Raw genomic sequence first — 16,514 nt, forward strand, 5'->3', positions numbered from 1 at the left:
AGAAACCCCATGACCGCCACCGCCCAGATTTCCGTGGCCCGCATCAATGGCGTGGCCTTGCACCCGCCAGGCGTGCTGCTGCCGCCCGAGGCGCTGCGCCAGCGCGCCTGTACCGAGCTGCTGCGCCAGCAGGCGCAGCGCGAAGGGCTGCTGGCCGCCACCGACACACCGGACCTTGATGGCGCCACGAGCGCTGCGGCGAGCGACGCCATCGAGCGCCTGCTGGAGCGGGCGCTGCAGGTGCCCGAGCCGTCCGAGGACGCCTGCCGGCGCTACCACGCCGCGCACCCCACGCTGGGCGGGCAGGGCGAGCGTGTGCGCTTGCGCCACGTGCTGTTCGCCGTCACCCCCGGAGTCGACGTCAAGCAGCTGCGCCAGCGCGCCGAGGCCCTGTTGCTGGAGTTGCGTTGCGCCGACGACGGCGGCGCGCGCTTTGCCCAGGCGGCGCGCCAGTGGTCCAACTGCCCCAGCGGCCAGGACGGCGGCGAGTTGGGCTGGCTCGCCACCGAGGACTGCGCACCCGAATTCGCGCGCGAGATTTTCGGCACGCAAGAGGTGGGCGTGCTCTCGCGCCTGGTGCACAGCCGCTTCGGCCTGCACGTGGTGGAGGTGTGCGAGCGCCAGCCCGGCCAGGCGCTGCCCTTCGAGCAGGTACACACCAGCGTGGCCCTGCTGCTGCGCCAGCAAGCCTGGGTGAACGCACTGCGCCAGTACCTGCAACTGCTGGCCGGCGCCGCCGAGATCGAAGGCGTGCAGCTCGACGCGGCCGACACGCCGCTGGTGCAGTAGCGGCCACGTCGCCAGGACGCCGCCAGAAAGTGCCCCATGCCTGACGACGAACTGCTGCAGCGGCTGCGCCGCTTCCATCTCGACGAATACCCGCAGTACCGCGAGCGCTTCCAGGCGCTGGTGGACGACGGCCAGCACCCGACGACGCTTTTCATCGGCTGCTCCGACTCGCGCCTGGTGCCCTACCTGCTCACCGGCGCGCAGCCGGGCGAGCTTTTCCTGGTGCGCAATGTGGGCGCATTCGTCCCGCCCTACGATGGCTCCCACGGCCACCACGGCACCGCCGCGGCCATAGAATTCGCGGTCCTCAGTCTGAATGTCAGCCGCATCGTGGTGTGCGGCCACAGCCACTGTGGGGCCATCAAGGCGCTGTACGGCGAAGTCTCCCCCGAGGCGCAGAATCTGCGCCGTTGGCTCGATCTGGGCCGCGAAGCCATGCTGCCGGTGCAGCCCGGCCCCGAGGCCCTGCGGCGCACCGAACAGCGCGCCGTGGTGCTGCAGCTCGAGCGCCTGATGAACTACCCCATGGTGCGCGCGCGCGTCGAGGCGGGCACCATCACCCTGCATGGCTGGCACTATGTGATCGAGGAAGGGGAAGTTCACGTGTTCGACGTGCGTACCGGCGGCTTCGTTGCGGCCTCGCAGGCGTCGAACAGTGGCACGGGCCCCTATCCCCCCTATGTAGAACACGATGGGCAGGTGCTGGTTGACTAAAAATGGACAATCGGCTGCCCGCCCCGCGCAGTGAAAAGGAAAGCCGATCCATGAAACGCAAACAAGCCGCCCCCGCGCCCCAGTCCGCCATACAGCCCATCAGCCTGGATGTGCTGCGCGAAAAATACCTCAAGGCGGGCGAGACCCGCGTCGAGGAGCTCTACGCGCGCGTGGCGCGCGCCCTGGCCTCGGTCGAGGCCGAAGACCGCCGCGCTGAGTGGGAGGCCAAATTCCTCGCCAACCTGCAGGCCGGTGCCATCGGCGCCGGCCGCATCATGAGCGCCGCAGGCACCGACATCCAGGCAACGCTCATCAACTGCTTCGTTCAGCCCGTGGGCGATTGCATCCAGGGTGTAGACGATGCGGGCTACCCCGGCATCTACGAAGCCCTGCGCGAGGCGGCTGAAACCATGCGCCGCGGCGGCGGCGTGGGCTACGACTTCTCGCGCATCCGCCCGCGCGGCGCGCGCGTGCGCGCCACGGGCTCGCTGGCCTCGGGGCCGTGCAGCTACATCAACGTGTTCGACCAGTCCTGCGCCACCGTGGAGAGCGCCGGTGCGCGCCGTGGTGCGCAGATGGGCGTGCTGCGCATCGACCATCCCGACGTGCTCGACTTCATCACCGCAAAGCGCACCCCGGGACGCTGGAACAATTTCAACGTGTCGGTGGGCGTGACCGACGAATTCATGCAGGCCGTGGTGCAGGACACCGCCTGGGAGCTGGTGCACCGCGCCGAGCCCGGCGGCGAGCTGCGCCAGCAGCCGGGCGTGCGCCAGCGCGCCGACGGGCTGTGGGTCTACGAGACGCTGCGCGCGCGCGAGCTGTGGGACACCATCATGCGCTCGGCCTACGACTTCGCCGAGCCCGGCATCCTGTTCCTGGGCCGCATCAACGAAGACAACAACCTGCAGTACTGCGAGCAGATCGCCGCCACCAACCCCTGCGGCGAGCAGCCCCTGCCGCCCTATGGCTGCTGCGACCTGGGCCCCATCATCCTCACGCGCTTCGTGCGCAACCCGTTCGGCGTGGACGGGGCGCCCGCGTTCGACTTCGACGCCTTCGAGCAGGTGGTGGCCACCCAGGTGCGCGCACTGGACAACGTGCTGGACGTGACCTACTGGCCGCTGCAGCAGCAGCGCGACGAGTCGGCCGCCAAGCGCCGCATTGGCGTGGGCTTCACCGGCATGGGCAACGCCCTGGCCATGCTGTGCCTGCGCTATGACGCGGCCGATGGCCGCGCCATGGCTGCGCGCATTGCCGAGCGCATGCGCGACGCCGCCTACGCCGCCTCCATCGCCCTGGCGCAGGAAAAGGGCGCGTTTCCCAAGTTCGATGCCGATGGCTACCTGGCGCCCGGCACCTTCGCCAGCCGCCTGCCGGCCGCGTTGCAGGACGCCATCCGCCAGCACGGCATTCGCAACAGCCACCTGCTGTCGGTGGCGCCCACCGGCACGGTGAGCCTGGCTTTTGCGGACAACGCGTCCAATGGCATCGAGCCACCGTTCTCCTGGACCTACACGCGCCGCAAGCGCGAGGCCGATGGCAGCCGCAGCGAGTACCAGGTGGAAGACCATGCCTGGCGCCTGTACCGTGACCTGGGCGGCGACGTGAAGAACCTGCCCCCGTACTTCGTCTCGGCGCTGGAGATGTCGGCGTCCGACCACGTGGCGATGATGGAGGCGGTGCAGCCCTTTGTGGATACCTCGATCTCCAAGACCGTCAACGTGCCGGCTGACTACCCGTACGAAGACTTCAAGCACCTGTACCTGCAGGCCTGGCAGGCGCGCCTGAAGGGCCTGGCCACCTACCGGCCCAACGCCATCCTGGGTGCCGTGCTCGAAGCCACACCGGCGCCTGCCGCGGCCCCGGCGCCCGCAGCACCAGCCCCTGCACGCGAGGAGGAGCGCCAGCCCATCGACCCGATGCGCACCGTGATCGAGAGCCGCCCCAAAGGCGCCCTCTCGGCCGTGGCCGAGAAGATCGAGTACTGGACGCAGGACGGCCACCAGCGCCTGTACCTCATCGTCTCCTTCCTGCCCGTGCCCACCGGCGTGGGCAAGGGCACGGTGGACCGCGCCATCGAGTTCTTCATGCCCGTGGGGCAGAACAGCGAGTCGCAGCAGTGGATCACCTCCAGCATGCGCCTGCTGTCGCTGGCCGCGCGCGGCGGTTTCCTGGAGCGCGCGCTGTCCGACATGCGCAAAGTGGCCTGGGACCGCGGCCCGGTGCGCCTGGGCACCTACGAGAAGGCCGACGGCACGCGCGTGCCGCTGTGGCACGACTCCGAAGTGGCCGCTGTGGCCTATGCCATCCAGAACATCCTGGCGCGCCGCGTGCAAGACCCGGTGCAGCAAAGTCTGCCGCTGGACGACCCCGAACAGGACGGTGCCAGCGACACGCCACCGCCCATGGCCGGCAAGAAATGCCCCGAGTGCGGCGCGCACGCCATGATTCGCAAGGACGGCTGCGACTACTGCACCCAGTGCGGGCACATGGGTTCTTGCGGCTAGCCTTGGCACACCCCCCTGGGCTGCTGCGCGGCTTCCCCCCGCTCTCGCGCTGCGCGCGGGCAGAGGGACGACGCCAGCGCGGCGGGGCGGCCCTTGCGCGGCGTTTGCTGGCCGGGACCGCGCCCGTGGTGTGGGCCATGGGGGGCTGACATGGAGCGACCGCGGCGGCCTGTGATACCGGTGCAGCCGGTGGCCGGGCGGCCGTCGGCCGAGGCGCTGGCGCGCATTGACTGGCGCTGGCACTGGGCCACGCTGGGCTGGGCGCCGCACCGGCTGGGTTTCTTCCTGGCCCTGGTGGTGCTGGGCGCGGCCAGCCTGTGGTGGGCCAGCGTGCAGGCTGCGCCGCTGGCATGGTGGCGGGTGCCGCCGGCCGCATTGCCACCTGCCGTGGTGCATGCGGCGGTGATGGTGTTCGGCTTCATGCCGCTGTTTTTTGCCGGTTTCGGCTTCACGGCGCTGCCCAAGTGGCTGGAGGTGCAGCCCTGGCCGGTGCGCGTGCTGTGCGCGCCGCTGGTGCTGCAGGCCCTGGGCTGGCTGGCCTGGCTGGGGGGCGCCATGGCGACCCCGGCGCTGGCCTGGGTGGGCCTGGGCGCGGCTTGGCTGGGCTTGGGCTGGACCGGCGCCCTGCTGGCGTGGCTGGTCTGGTGCAGCCCGCTGGCCGACCGCCTGCACGCGCGCCTGATCGTGGTCGCCTGGGGGGGGGGCTGGCTGTGCCTGGCGGCGCTGGGCTTGGCCGTGTGGCGTGGCGATTTCGCTCTGGCGCAAACCCTGGCGCGGGCCGGCTTGTGGGGCTTCGTGCTGGTGGTCTTTGCGGCAGCGCTGCACCGCATGATTCCCTTCTTCACCTCCAGCGCCATGCCCGGCATCGCGGCGCGGCGGCCGTTCTGGGTGCTGGCGCTCATGGTCGGGGCGGCCTGGGGCGAGGCGGGCGCCGCGCTGGTGGGGGCGTGGTGGCCCCAGTCCGCGCCAGCGCTGCTGCTGCGCGGCATGCTGGAGCTGGGCGTGGGCGCCGTGCTGCTGTGGCTGGCGGGCGTGTGGTGGCGTGTGCTCGGGCTGAAGAACCGCCTGCTCGCCATGCTGCACGTGGGCTTCGTCTGGCTGGGCCTGGCCTGGGTGCTGGGCGGCGCGGCGCATGCCTGGCACGGTTGGCAGGGCACAGCGGTGTGGCCGCTGGCCATGCTGCACGCGCTGGCGCTGGGCTGCATGGGCGCGATGATGCTGGCCATGGTCTCGCGCGTGTCCTGCGGCCATGGTGGGCGCCGGCTGGTGGCCGATGGTTTGTTGTGGAGCCTGTTCTGGCTGCTGCAGGGCGCGCTGCTGCTGCGCCTGGCCGCCGCGCTGTGGCCCGCGTGGGGCGCGGCCCTGCTGCCGTGGGCCGCGCTGCTGTGGGCCGTGGTGGTGCTGGCCTGGGGGCTGCGCATGGGCCGCTGGTACGGCCGCCCACGCGCTGATGGCCGCCCAGGGTGAGGAACTTGATTTATGCAAAAAACGGCTCAAACCCTTACCCATCAAGCGCTGGAAGCTATTGAAAAATGAGTGATTCCTTCTCTGTCAATGCCCTGGCCGCGCTGCTGCAGGCGCGCCAGACCGTACTGCCCAAGCGCCTGGGCGCTCCGGGGCCGGATGCGGCGCAGCTGGCGGCCATCCTTGGCGCGGCGGCGCACGCGCCGGACCATGGCGGCCTGCTGCCCTGGCGCTTCGTGCGCATTCCGCTGGCCGCGCGCCCGGCCCTGGCCGAGGCGTTTGCCCAGGCCCTGGCCGAGCGCAACCCCAAGGCGGCGCCGGACCAGCTGGTGCAGGCACGCGAAAAGGCCTTTCGTGCCCCGGAACTGCTGGTGCTGGTGGTTGACGGTGCCTGTGGCGACCCGGCCATCGGGTGGGACGAGCGCCTGGTGTCGGCGGGCTGTGCGGTGCAGAACGTGCTGCTTATGGCCACGGCACTGGGCTTCGGCTCGGCCCTGACCAGTGGCCAGGCCCTGCAGTCGGTGGCGCTGCGCGGCCTGCTCGGCCTGCCTGCACCGTCGCGGGCGTTGTGCTTCATCAGCATCGGTACGGTGCTGGCACGCAAGCCCGCGCGCACGCGCCCAGGGCCCTCGGCCTATGTGGGAACCCTGGTTCCGGGTGAGGGCATCGTGCCGGGGTGGGAGAATTCTTAGCCATGCAAATCCAGCACTTTGACGACCTGCTGCGCGCCGCGCGCGCCCAGCCCGAGCCGCAGCGCTTGTTGATGGTATTCGTCGGCACCGAACTGCCCGAAGGCGCCAGCTCCGAACAGCGTGCGCGCTTCGCGCAGGGCGAGGGCGGCGCCCTGGTGCCCTTGATGTGCGTGGACAAAACGCCCGAGGAGCTGGACTCCTTTGCCACGCTGGCGCGCGAGGCTCAGCAGTTCGAGGCGCCGCACCAGCCGTGGCGCCTGGTGTTCGCCGCCGCGCTGGCGGGCCGTGGCGGCCAGGCGCCCAGCAGCGCGGATGCCGAGCAACCGCTGCAGCACATGGTGGAGTCGATCAAGGCGGGCCAGTTCGGTCCGCTGCTGCCATTCGACCGGCAGGGCGAACCCGTCCACTTCAAATGACGGCATCCGCCTCCCTGCCCGGCCTGCATTCGCCCGGCGTCGGCTTCGAGCAGCCCTTCGAGATGCTGCAGGCCTGCCATGAGCGCGTGCAGCGCATGCTCAGCCTGCTGCAGCGCCTGCAGGACTACCTGCACGACACGCCGTGCGACGACATGGCACGCCAGGCGGCGCGCGATGTGCTGCGCTATTTCGACATCGCCGCCCCGCTGCACCACGAGGACGAGGAGTTGCACGTGTTTCCGCCGCTGCTCGCGCAGGGCAGCCCGGTGGTCGTGGCGCTGGTGCAGCAGCTGCAGGCCGACCACGCCGCCATGGCGGCGGACTGGGCCCAGGCGCGCGTGCCGCTGCAGGCGCTGGCAGAAGGGCAGTTGATGGCGTTCAGCGCGGAGCACGAAGCGCTGCTGGCGCGCTTCGCCGCGCGCTATGGCGCGCACATCCGCCACGAGGAGGACAGCGCCTACCCTGCCGCGCAGGCATTGCTGCCCGAGGCGACGCAGCAGGCCATGGGCGTGGAGATGGCGCGCCGGCGCGGCGCGCGTTGAGCGTCAGTGGACGATGACCGGGTTCTGCGCCAGCCCGGTGTAACGATCCAGCGCGGCCTCGACTTCTTCCTGCGTGGGGGTGTCGCGTTGCCAGGCCAGAATTTGCTGCTGGAACATTTCGGCCCACGAGCCGTCGAGGTAGACCTCCTTGCCCGAGCGCTTGTCCACGATTTCAAAGCCGTGGCGTGGCAACTGGGGCACCTGCGGCTGCTGCGCATCGCCGCCGGGGGGCTCAAAGGCTTCGGGCAGGATGTGAACCACCACGAAAGAGTCCGAGTCATAGAGCATTTGCATGGCGTTCCTCCTTTCCGATTGCCTGTCAGATGACGGCCAGCACCCGGAAGTTCAAGGCCCGGCTGCTGCTTTGCAGTATTTCACGAAAGCGCAGGCCCTACGGCGTGCTGGTCTCTTTCAGCCGTAAATCGACAAAATCGCCGCTGCTCTGGGTGATGCGCAGGCGCACCGGCAGGTAATGCACGCTGGGCGCCAGCCACAGGTCGGCGCGTTGGTCGTGTTCGTCCTCGGGCACGCGTTGCAGCTTCAGCGCCGTGATGGTGCCTGCGGGCAGCTCCAGCGGCTCGGTCTGCGCCACGCGGAATACCCAGCGGCTGGCAGAGCGTGCGCTGGCCGTGGTCAGCGCGATCTCGGTGCCTTCGGGGTAGCGCTCGGGAGCAGCGGCGATCAGCGACGCCAGCTCGATGAACACGCTCAACCGGTCCTGTGCGCCCGGCGCAATCGGTGCCGAGGGCGTGTTGGCGCTGAAGGTGATGCGTCCCTGGTCGAAGTCGAAATGCGCGGCCTGCTCGCTGCGCACGCGGTCGCCAAAGCGGCGGGGCTGCAGCCCGTGCGCGGTGAGCTGGCCGACGCTGGTCTGCGCGCGCGAGCCGATCAGGAAGGCGCGGATTTCCTGGCGCGCCTCGTAGTGCGTGCCGTCGTGCTTCCAGAGCATTTCGGCGCTGGCGCTGTAGTGGAAGCGCTTGACTTCGCCGCTCACCTCGAACGCCAGGCGTGTGGGGGGGGGCACACGCACGGGCGGCGGCACGGCGCCGCCGGCCTGGGCGCTGGCGCCACCGGGCAGCGTGATGGCCAGGCCAGGATCCCGGGGCTCCGGCGGTTCGGTCGGCGCGCTGGTGCTTTCTTGCGGCGCACTGGCCGGCGCATCGGGGGCAGAGGCGGCAGCCAGCGCCTCGCTCGCGGCAGGCGCGGGTGCCACAGGCAGCTGCGCAGGGGCCTCGAGGCGTTCGGGCGGCTGCTCGATCGGCACGGCGATGTCGCCCGCCGTGGCGGCGGCCAGCGAGGCAGCATCGGTGGGGAAGGCATCGGCAGGCAGCGCGGGCAGGGCATCTTGGGCGACCGGGGCCGGCTGTGGCTTGGGTTTGGGTTTCGGCGGTGGCGTGGGGCGCGGCGGCGCGGTGGGGGCGGGCTGGGGCGGTGGCAGGGCGATGCTGCGGGTGCTGAAGGCAGCCACCTCGGGGCTGTGCAGGCGTGTCGCCAGGTCGGGCAGGCCCAGCAGCACCAGGGCGTGCAGGGCCAGCACCAGGGCCGTGAGCAGCAGCAGGGCGCGGCGCGGCATCAGGGCGCGCTCCAGCCCAGGTCGGCAGACAGTTGCCGTGCCGCAGCGCGCAGGGGCGTGGCGACGGCGCCGTCCCAGTTCGGGTCGAAGGTGGCGGCGGGCCCCAGCGTGGTGATGCCCAGCACCAGGTGGCCGTCGGCGTCGAACACCGGGGCGCAGAAGGCCACGATGCCGGGCAGCAGCGTATCGACCACCCGCGCCAGCCCGCGCGCGCGTACTTCGTGCCACAGCGTCTGGGCCGCTGCGGCGCTATGGGGCAGGTCTGCACGCTGCTGGCGCCGGGCCAGTGCCGTCTCGCGCGCCAGCAGCGCGGCTGTGGTCTCGGTGGGCAGGTAGGTGCCGAAGCAGCGCCCGGTGGCCGAAGACAGCAGCGGCATCACGTCGCCCAGGCGCAGGTTGACCGTGACGGCCTGCGGCGCTTCCTCCCAGTGCACGATGGTGGGGCCATGGTTGCCCCAGACGGCCAGCGCCAGGGTGTGGCCGAGTTGTTCGCGCAGCGCCGGCATGCGTTCACGCGCCAAGCGCACCGGATCGAGCCGCGAGAGCGCGGCCAAACCGAGCTGAAGCGCCGTCGGGCCGAGGTCGTAGCGGGCGCTGCGCATGTCTTGCGCTACCAGGGCCAGGCGCTGGAAGCTGACCAGGTAGCGGTGTGCCTTGGCTGCACTCATGCCGGCGCTGGCCGCGAGGTCCTTGAGCATGAGCGGCCCGCTGGCGCGCGCCAGGGTGTCGAGCAACGCGAAGCCCACTTCCACCGACTGTATGCCCAGGCGTTCCTTGTTCATCTGCACTGCGAGCGTGTTCACGCTCTAAAATGAATTTTCGATTAGTTGAATGAGTTTACTCAATCGTAATTCGGGGCGGCCCTTGCCGTTCCAGGAGACCCGCCATGAAACTTGCCACCTACAAGGATGGTTCGCGCGACGGCCAACTGGTCGTGGTATCGCGTGACCTGGGGTCGGCCCATTATGCGACCGGCATTGCCAGCCATCTGCAACAGGTGCTGGACGACTGGAACTTCCTCGCGCCGCAGTTGCAGGACCTGTACGACCTGCTCAACGCCGGCAAGGCGCGCCATGCATTTCCGTTCGATCCGCGCCAGTGCATGGCGCCGCTGCCGCGCGCCTACCAGTGGGCCGACGGCTCGGCCTACATCAACCACGTGGAGCTGGTGCGCAAGGCGCGCGGTGCCGAGGTGCCGGCCAGCTTCTATACCGATCCGCTGATGTACCAGGGCGCGAGCGACGATTTCCTCGGGCCTTGCGATGACGTGGTGGTGCCCAGCGAGGCCATGGGCATCGACTTCGAGGCCGAGATCGCCGTCGTCACCGGCGATGTGCGCATGGGCGCTTCGCCCGAGCAGGCGCTGGAGGGCGTGCGCCTGGTGATGCTGGCCAACGACGTGTCGTTGCGCAACCTCATTCCGGGGGAGTTGGCCAAGGGCTTTGGCTTCTTCCAGTCCAAGCCGGCGACGGCGTTCAGTCCTGTGGCCCTCACGCCCGACGAGCTGGGCGCAGCCTGGCAGGGCGGGCGCGTGCACCTGGCGCTGCATTCCACCTGGAATGGTCGCAAGGTTGGCATGTGCGATGCCGGGCCCGAGATGACCTTTCACTTTGGTCAGCTCATTGCCCATATCGCCAAGACGCGCAACGTGCGTGCCGGCTCCATCGTCGGCAGCGGAACGGTGAGCAACAAGGATTGGGCCAAGGGCTACAGCTGCATCGCCGAGAAGCGGTGTATCGAAACCATCGAGCACGGCGAGCCGTCCACCGGGTTCATGCAGTTCGGTGACACCATCCGTATCGAGATGCGTGGCGCCGACGGGCAAAGCCTGTTCGGCGCCATCGACCAGCAGATCGCCGCGCTGCACGAATCTGAATAAAAAGTCGCTCCAGCGCTTATGCAGAAAGCGCTGGCAGCTGCAAAAACAGGAGCGACTGCAGGGTTGGGCAAAGCGCGCTACGCTGGATGTTTTGACCCAGTGGAACGCCCTATGCTGAATTTCGACTTTCACAACCCTACCCACATTGCCTTTGGCGAGGGCCGCGTGGCCGATCTGGATCGCCTGGTGCCCGCGCAGGCGCGTGTGCTGATCCTGGTGGGCGGCGCCAGCGCCGAGAAGAACGGCACGCTGGCCGAGGTGCGCCAGGCCTTGGGCGCGCGGACCCACGCGACGTTCTCCGGCATCGAGCCCAATCCGAGCTATGAAACGGCGCTGCGCGCCGTGCAGCAGGTCCGTGAGGGCAGCTTCGATTTCCTGCTCGCCGTGGGCGGCGGCTCGGTGATCGACGCCGTCAAGTTCATCGCGGCGGCGGTGCACATCGAGGGCGACCCCTGGAGCATCCTGGAAAAGCGCGGGCGCAACATCGCGCGTGCCATGCCATTCGGCGCCGTGCTGACGCTGCCGGCCACCGGCTCGGAGATGAACAACGGCTCTGTCATCACGCACCGCGCCAAGGGCGCCAAGCTGCCCTTCAGCAGCGCGCACTGCTTTCCGCGCTTTGCGGTGCTGGACCCGACCAAGACCTACACGCTGCCGCCGCAGCAGTTGGCCAACGGCGTGGTTGATGCCTTCGTGCACACCACGGAGCAGTACCTGACCTACCCCGTCAACGCGCTGGTGCAAGACCGCTTCGCCGAGGGCATTCTGCAGACGCTGGTTGAAGTGGGGCCGCGTATCCTGGCTGCGCCGGAGCCGGTGTACGCCGACCGCGCCAACATGATGTGGACGGCCACGCTGGCGCTCAACGGCCTGATTGGTGCCGGTGTGCCGCAGGACTGGGCCACGCACATGATCGGCCACGAGCTCACCGCGCTGCACGGCATTGACCATGCCCGCACGCTGGCCATCGTGCTGCCCGCGTTGCTCAACGACCGGCGGGAGTCGAAGCGCGCCAAGCTGCTGCAGTATGCCGAGCGTGTGTGGGGCCTGCGCGAGGGGGACGAAGAGGCGCGTATCAGCGCCGCCATCGAGCGCACGCGCGCATTCTTTGAAAGCCTGGGCGTGCCTACGCGCCTGGGCGCTTACGGCCTGGGGGCTGAGCACGTGGATGCGGTGGTGGCCCAGTTGGAGGCGCACGGCATGGTCAAGCTGGGCGAGCAGCGCGACATTACGCCCGAGGTGGCGCGCCGCATCCTGCTGGCGGCGCTGTAGTCGGCGGTGCTGGCGGTGCTTTAACGCACCGCCAGGCGCTCGCGCAGCCGCGCCAGGCGGCGCCAGGCGGTGTCGATGTCGGCCTCGGTCAGCTCGCCGTTGGCAATCGCCTCGCGCACCAGGCTGGCCACATGGCGGCCCATGTCATAGCGTGGCTGAAAGCCGGGCACCCGCGTGGCAGCGCCCGGGTTGTTCGATAACACCAGCAGGTCGTTGCCCGCCCGGATGGCGCGCACCACCGCTTCGCGGGGCGTGTGCTGCAGCTGAATGGCCCCCATGTGCAGGTCGTCGGTGACGACCACGCCGTCGAAGCCGTCGCGCGCGCGCAGCAGCGGCTGGATGAAGCGCTGCGAGAGCGTGACTGGCCAGTCCGGATCGACGCTGCGGTTGACCAGGTGTGCGGTCATCACGGCGTCGGCGTTGCCGCTGCGGATCAGCTGCTGGAACGGCCACTGCTCGATGGGCTGTGCCGTTTGCGTCACGTCCACCAGTCCCAGGTGGGTGTCGCCGGTGGCCAGCCCGTGGCCGGGCCAATGCTTGAGTGCGGTGAGCACGCCGGCCTCGTGGTGCGCCTGGATGAATGTCTCGGCGTAGCGCACCACCGTGGCCGGGTCGTTGGAGTAGGCGCGCTTGAGCTTGCCGATGACGGGCGAAACCGCCTGCTGCAACGGGTCGGCGGGGTCGCCGCGCAGATCGACCACCGGGCCGAAGTTGAAGTTGAACCCAGCGTCGGCCACCATGCGCGCCATCTGGCCGTAGGTGGCGCGGGCCTGTGCGGGTGTTTGTTGTGCCGCGACGTCCTCGGCCGAGGGCGTGTCGGCAAACCCGTTCGAGGCGCGCAGCCGCTGCACCAGACCGCCTTCCTGGTCCAGCGCGATCAGCAGCGGGTAGGGCAGCGGGTTGGCCTGCTGCAGTGCCTGGTTCAGCGCCCGCACCTGCGCGGGGCCGGTGATGTTGTAGCGGTACAGGATGATGCCGCCCAACTGCCCGGCACGGATTTGCTGTAGCGCTTCTTGCACGCCCGGGGCATCGGGGGTGCTGCCATCAATGCCCATCATCACCATCTGGCCGACCTTCTGCTCCAGGGTCAGCGGTACCGGCGTGCTGCTACCGCCGCCGCAAGAGGCCAGCAGTGCGCTGGCGCTGGCCGCCGCCAAGGCGAGGAGGCGTCTGGCGGCGCGCCGGGCGGGGCGTGCCGCAGGCGCAGTGCCGGGGGTGGTTTGCGGTGGCGTGCGGAGCGTCGTGGAGGAGTGCATGGGTCAAGGCGCGGGCGCGCGTAATCCAACCTGCGTATTGTTACCGTGACGCCAGGGCCTCGACTTGCACCGCGCAGTCGTAGAACGTCGGGCCTTCGCCAAGGTCGGTCAGCGCCTGGCTGGTGAGCTGGTTGACGTTGGTGCCGTCCAGTCCCAGCTTGCGCCACCAGATGCCGAGCCCGTTCACCACGCCCGGGCGCGCGCGCTCGCAGACCACCGCGTGGCAGGCATGGCTGCCGCGGTCGTTGAACACACGCACCACGCTGCCGTCGGCAATGCCGCGTGCCGCGGCGTCCTGCGGGTGGATCTCCAGCAAGGGGCGCCCTTCGATGTCGCGCAGGCTTTGCACGTTGACGAAGCTGGAGTTGAGGAAGTTGCGCGCGGGCGGCGAGATCATCGCCAGCGGGTACTGTGGCGATTGGCCCGGGGCCTCGTGGTTGGGCACGTAGTCGGGCAGCGGATCGAGCCCGCGCGCGGCCAGGCGCGGGCTATGGAACTCGCAGCGGCCCGATGGCGTGGGAAAGCCGCCCTGGGCGAAGGGCGCCTCCGGGCCGGGCAGTGTGACGAAGCCTTGCGCCAACAGGTGCTCGAAGTCCACGGCCTCGCCGTAGGCCTGGCGGCAGAGCTGCTCGTCCGTGTCATCGAAGCACGGCTCCGTGAAGCCCATGTGCCGTGCCAGGTCGCGAAAGATCTGCGCATTGCTGCGCGCCTGGCCCTGCGGCGCAATCGCCGGGCGGTTGAGCAGCACGTCGGTGTGGCCGTAGGCCAGGTGCACGTCCCAGTGTTCGAGCTGCGTGGTCGCCGGCAGGATGTAGTCGGCCCAGTCGGCCGTATCGGTCTGGAAATGCTCCAGCACCACGGTGAACAGGTCCTCGCGCGCGAAGCCTTGCACCACCTTCGCCGAATCGGGCGCCACGGCGACCGGGTTGCTGTTGTAGACCACCAGGGCTTCGATCTTCGGGCCAAAGGTGGGCGAGGCCGGGCGCAGCAGATCGTCACCAATGGTCACCATGTTGATGGTGCGCGACGTGCGCCCGGCCAGCAGGTCGGGGCGCTGCAGCGCAGCCCGCTGCACCGGGAAGGCGCCCGAGCTGGACAGCAGCAGCCCGCCCGCGCGCTGGCGCCACGCACCGGTGAGCGCGGGCAGGCAGGCCACGGCGCGCACGGCGTTGGCGCCGCCGTGCGCACGCTGCACGCCGTAGTTCAGGCGGATGGCGGCGGGCTGGGTGGTGCCCCAGTCCTGCGCCAGCTGGCGGATTTGCGCCACGGGCAGGCCGCAGACCGCAGCGGCCCGCTCGGGCGGCCATTGCAGGGCGCGCGCGCGCAGGGCCTCCCAGCCCAGGGTGTAGCGCGCGATGTAGTCGTGATCCAGCCAATCGTGCACGATCAGCTCGTGCATCAGCGCCAGCGCCAGCGCCGCATCGGTGCCGGGCAGCAGCTGCAGGTGCTCATGGCATTTGTCCGCAGTCTCGGTGCGGCGCGGGTCGATGCACACCAGGCGTGCCCCCGCGCGCTTGGCCTGCTGGGCATAACGCCAGAAATGCAGGTTGCTGCCAATCGAATTGCTCCCCCAGATCACGATGAGGCGCGACTCGGCGAAGAACTCCACGCGCATGCCCACCTTACCGCCCAGCGTGTGCACCAGGCCCTCGCCGCCCGCCGTGGCGCAAATGGTGCGCGCCAGCTGCGAGGCGCCGAGGCGGTGGAAAAAGCGCCGGTCCATGCTCTCGCCCTGCACCAGCCCCATGGTGCCAGCGTAGCTGTAGGGCAGGATGGCCTGCGGGTCGCGCGCGGCAATCTCGCCCAGGCGCGCGGCGATGCCGGCCAGTGCTTCGTCCCATGAGACGGACGTGAACTGCCTGCTGCCCTTGGGGCCGGTGCGCATGAGCGGTGTCAGGATGCGCTCCGGGTGGTGCGTACGCTCGGCGTATTTCGAGACCTTGGCGCACAGCACGCCATCGGTGTGGCGGTGCGCGGGGTTGCCCTGCACGCGCACGGCGCGGCCGTTCTCCACGGTGGTCAAGAGGGCACAGGTGTCGGGGCAGTCGTGCGGGCAGGCGCCGCGCACGGGGTTGGAAGAAAGCATGGCGAACAGGAGAGTGGGGGCAGGCGCAGCAGTATTCCACTTTCACCAAAGTGCTGTACTAGACTGTGCCAATCGAAGGAAAACTGCCATGAAGACCATTGACGCCATCGCCGCCCAGGCGCCTGCCATCGCAGCCTTGCGCCGCGACATCCACGCCCACCCCGAGCTGTGTTTCGAAGAAGTGCGCACCGCCGACCTCGTGGCCGCAAAGCTCACGCAGTGGGGCATTCCCCTTCATCGCGGCATGGGCAAGACCGGCGTGGTGGGCATCGTGCACGGGCGCGACGGCGGTGCCTGCGGGCGCGCTGTGGGCCTGCGCGCCGACATGGATGCGCTGCCGATGCAGGAATTCAATACCTTCGCGCATGCCAGCCAGGCGCCGGGCAAGATGCACGCCTGCGGCCACGACGGCCATACCGCCATGCTGCTGGCGGCGGCGCAGTACCTGGCCAGCCACCGCGACTTCGACGGCACGGTGTACCTGATCTTCCAGCCGGCCGAGGAGGGCGGCGGCGGCGCGCGCGTGATGATGGACGATGGCCTGTTCACCCGCTTCCCCATGGAGGCCGTGTTCGGCATGCACAACTGGCCCGGCATGCCTGCGGGCACCATGGCCGTGAGCGCCGGGCCGGTGATGGCCTCGACCAGCGAGTTCAAGATCACCATCCGAGGCAAGGGCAGCCACGCCGCCATGCCGCACATGGGCATTGACCCGGTGCCCATCGCCTGCCAGGTGGTGCAGGGGTTCCAGAGCATTGTCAGCCGCAACAAGAAGCCGCTGGACGCTGGTGTGATCTCGGTCACCATGATCCATGCCGGGGAGGCCTCCAACGTGGTGCCCGATGCCTGCGAGCTGCAGGGCACGGTGCGCACCTTCACCACCGAATTGCTCGACCTGATCGAGCGCCGCATGCGCCAGGTGGCCGAGCACACCTGCGCCGCGCACGAGGCGCGCTGCGAATTCGAGCTCGTGCGCAACTACCCGCCCACGGTGAACAGCCCGGCCGAGGCCGCGTTCGCGCGCCAGGTGATGGTGGACATCCTCGGCAAGGACAAGGTGCTGGCGCAGGAGCCCACGCTCGGTGGCGAGGACTTCGCCTACATGCTGCAAGCTAAGCCGGGCGCGTACTGCTTCATCGCCAACGGCGACGGCGGCCACCGCGACATGGGCCATGGCGCAGGCCCGTGCACGCTGCACAACCCGAGCTACGACTTCAACGACGCGCTGATTCCGCTGGGCGCGACCTACTGGGTGCGGCTGGCGCAGGCGTGGCTGAACCGTGCGCCCGGTTAATCTTTAAAAAAAATGGCGCTAGCCCTT

Annotated in this window: 15 protein-coding genes; 10 read left to right on the forward strand and 5 right to left on the reverse strand. The window is 69.7% G+C overall.

Annotated features, from left to right (window positions below):
- Positions 1-9: 9 nt before the first annotated feature.
- The 7 genes from BN2503_RS09135 (at position 10) to BN2503_RS09165 (ending at position 7,127) form a co-directional block, all read left to right on the forward strand.
- Entirely contained in the window at positions 10-789 is a 780-nt protein-coding gene (locus BN2503_RS09135) for a peptidylprolyl isomerase (protein WP_054256349.1), read from the forward strand.
- A 36-nt stretch (positions 790-825) separates the two neighbouring features.
- Positions 826-1,503: a carbonic anhydrase gene (locus BN2503_RS09140; RefSeq protein ID WP_054256350.1), complete on the forward strand. Its 678-nt coding sequence runs from the start codon at positions 826-828 to the stop codon at positions 1,501-1,503.
- Positions 1,504-1,553: 50 nt separating this feature from the next.
- Positions 1,554-4,013, forward strand: a complete 2,460-nt coding sequence (locus BN2503_RS09145; protein WP_054256385.1) for an adenosylcobalamin-dependent ribonucleoside-diphosphate reductase — start codon at positions 1,554-1,556, stop codon at positions 4,011-4,013.
- A gap of 150 nt (positions 4,014-4,163) precedes the next feature.
- Entirely contained in the window at positions 4,164-5,480 is a 1,317-nt protein-coding gene (locus BN2503_RS09150) for an NnrS family protein (RefSeq protein ID WP_054256351.1), read from the forward strand.
- 65 nt (positions 5,481-5,545) lie between these two features.
- Positions 5,546-6,169 (forward strand): nitroreductase family protein, encoded by a 624-nt coding sequence (locus BN2503_RS09155; RefSeq protein ID WP_054256352.1) that lies wholly within the window; start codon positions 5,546-5,548, stop codon positions 6,167-6,169.
- A gap of 2 nt (positions 6,170-6,171) precedes the next feature.
- A complete protein-coding gene (locus BN2503_RS09160; RefSeq protein WP_054256353.1) occupies positions 6,172-6,585 on the forward strand; it encodes a hypothetical protein in 414 nt (137 codons plus the stop codon).
- The gene (locus BN2503_RS09165) at positions 6,582-7,127 is read left to right on the forward strand and encodes a hemerythrin domain-containing protein (protein ID WP_054256354.1); all 546 of its coding nucleotides are present in this window, start codon (positions 6,582-6,584) and stop codon (positions 7,125-7,127) included. Before BN2503_RS09160 ends, BN2503_RS09165 begins: the two co-directional genes overlap by 4 nt.
- 3 nt (positions 7,128-7,130) lie before the next feature.
- Here the strand turns inward: BN2503_RS09165 and BN2503_RS09170 are convergent, their stop codons facing one another.
- The 3 genes from BN2503_RS09170 to BN2503_RS09180 form a co-directional block, all read right to left on the reverse strand.
- Complete coding sequence (locus BN2503_RS09170; RefSeq protein ID WP_054256355.1) at positions 7,131-7,421, reverse strand: BTH_I0359 family protein; 291 nt, start codon at positions 7,419-7,421, stop codon at positions 7,131-7,133.
- A gap of 97 nt (positions 7,422-7,518) precedes the next feature.
- Positions 7,519-8,700 carry a DUF3108 domain-containing protein gene (locus tag BN2503_RS09175; RefSeq protein WP_054256356.1) on the reverse strand — a complete coding sequence of 394 codons (1,182 nt, stop codon included), beginning with the start codon at positions 8,698-8,700 and terminating at the stop codon, positions 7,519-7,521.
- Positions 8,700-9,482, reverse strand: coding sequence for an IclR family transcriptional regulator (locus BN2503_RS09180; RefSeq protein WP_054256386.1), 783 nt, complete (start codon positions 9,480-9,482; stop codon positions 8,700-8,702). The genes BN2503_RS09175 and BN2503_RS09180 overlap by 1 nt, the downstream gene beginning before the upstream one ends.
- A gap of 104 nt (positions 9,483-9,586) precedes the next feature.
- On the opposite strand from BN2503_RS09180, the gene BN2503_RS09185 reads away from it, so the two are divergent.
- Together BN2503_RS09185 and BN2503_RS09190 are read left to right on the forward strand one after the other, a co-directional pair.
- Positions 9,587-10,579: a fumarylacetoacetate hydrolase family protein gene (locus BN2503_RS09185; protein WP_054256357.1), complete on the forward strand. Its 993-nt coding sequence runs from the start codon at positions 9,587-9,589 to the stop codon at positions 10,577-10,579.
- A gap of 111 nt (positions 10,580-10,690) precedes the next feature.
- Positions 10,691-11,851 (forward strand): iron-containing alcohol dehydrogenase, encoded by a 1,161-nt coding sequence (locus BN2503_RS09190; RefSeq protein WP_054256358.1) that lies wholly within the window; start codon positions 10,691-10,693, stop codon positions 11,849-11,851.
- A 20-nt stretch (positions 11,852-11,871) separates the two neighbouring features.
- Here the strand turns inward: BN2503_RS09190 and BN2503_RS09195 are convergent, their stop codons facing one another.
- Positions 11,872-13,107 (reverse strand): glycoside hydrolase family 3 N-terminal domain-containing protein, encoded by a 1,236-nt coding sequence (locus BN2503_RS09195; protein WP_054256359.1) that lies wholly within the window; start codon positions 13,105-13,107, stop codon positions 11,872-11,874.
- A gap of 40 nt (positions 13,108-13,147) precedes the next feature.
- Positions 13,148-15,193 (reverse strand): molybdopterin-containing oxidoreductase family protein, encoded by a 2,046-nt coding sequence (locus tag BN2503_RS09200; protein WP_054256360.1) that lies wholly within the window; start codon positions 15,191-15,193, stop codon positions 13,148-13,150.
- Between the two features lie 88 nt (positions 15,194-15,281).
- On the opposite strand from BN2503_RS09200, the gene BN2503_RS09205 reads away from it, so the two are divergent.
- Positions 15,282-16,487 carry a M20 aminoacylase family protein gene (locus BN2503_RS09205; protein WP_054256361.1) on the forward strand — a complete coding sequence of 402 codons (1,206 nt, stop codon included), beginning with the start codon at positions 15,282-15,284 and terminating at the stop codon, positions 16,485-16,487.
- Positions 16,488-16,514 lie beyond the last annotated feature (27 nt).

Source organism: Paenacidovorax caeni, from assembly GCF_001298675.1.
GTDB lineage: Bacteria > Pseudomonadota > Gammaproteobacteria > Burkholderiales > Burkholderiaceae_C > Paenacidovorax > Paenacidovorax caeni.